Annotated in this window: 1 protein-coding gene; it reads right to left on the bottom strand. The window is 59.9% G+C overall.

Features of this window, described 5'->3' with window-relative positions:
- Positions 1 to 13: 13 nt before the first annotated feature.
- Positions 14 to 1,056, bottom strand: a 1,043-nt coding sequence (locus GWQ22_RS21520; protein WP_275931631.1) for an IS4 family transposase, incomplete at its 5' end; no start/stop codon positions are given.

The following is a 1,056-nucleotide window of genomic DNA, read 5'->3' as shown; positions in this document are numbered from 1 at the left end:
TAATGCCAGTCAGTTAAGCCTGACTGGCATTGTTTTTATTGGTTTTTTTAACTCCATACTTCTGTGGCCTTGGCTTCACGCAGCGGGGGTAACTTCGCTCCCTTCGGGCTGGCAATACAAACTGGCCCGCCTGTTTCTCCAGCTCCGCAACGCGTCCCGGGATATTCCCCGGCGACACATACGGCATGCAGCTCAGTTCATGGATGAGGTACACCGATGCCATGTGAAAACTCAGCTGACTCGCCGTGTATCCCTTCAGGCTCGCCGCCATCTTTACCATCTGGCTGCGCAGCAGGTTGTACGCCAGCAACACACCCCACAACTCTTGCCGTATCCCCGCCGCCTTCTTGCTGCGCAGGGTCAGCCGGTGCTGTTGCAGGCTGTGCTTCATCTCCCGATAGCCCAACTCGATTTCCCAGCGATGACCATACAAGTCGACGATATCGGCGCCCACAAAGCGCATCGGGTCGACCATCGAGGTCAGCACTTGCCGCTCTTTGCCGTTGATAGTGCGAGTCAGTAAGCGGGCTTCTAGCGTCTCTGGCAGTTGCGGCCACTTCTTCCTCGCCTGTGGACTGGGTTTGAGACGCACCAGCACATCCTGACGCCCCAGCTTGCGCACCACCTCGTATTGCGTGCCCTTTTTGAGTGGCAGCAGCCAGTGCCGCTCGCAGCCAGCGGTTTGCCATGCATGGAGCAAGCCAAGAGAGTAAAACCCCTTGTCGAACAGGGTCAGCGAGTGGTCCGGCGTGCGCGCGACAAGCTGTTCGGCCAACACCATCTCGTTGACGGCGCAGCTCTCCATGACCGCCTGAACAAGCAGGTGACTGGTCAGCTCCATCTGGCAGAGCATGCGCACCTGCGGATAGGCCGTCTCCCCATGCTGGGTACCGGGCTTGGCAAACTCGGCGGCATTGTCCGGGGTATCGGGCGTGCGCCACATCACGCCATCGACGGCGAGCAGTTGCAGCCCGGCCCAGCCGGGGTGATTGGCCTGCTGGTGCCAGCCTGCGGCGGTCTCGTGAAACAGCCGCTCAATGCTCTTGTGGCCAAGCT

Source organism: Aeromonas sp. 1HA1 (genome assembly GCF_029237385.1).
GTDB lineage: Bacteria > Pseudomonadota > Gammaproteobacteria > Enterobacterales > Aeromonadaceae > Aeromonas > Aeromonas popoffii.
The sequence above is the reverse complement of the archived record's forward strand: the minus strand, read 5'-3'. Positions and strand labels throughout refer to the sequence as shown.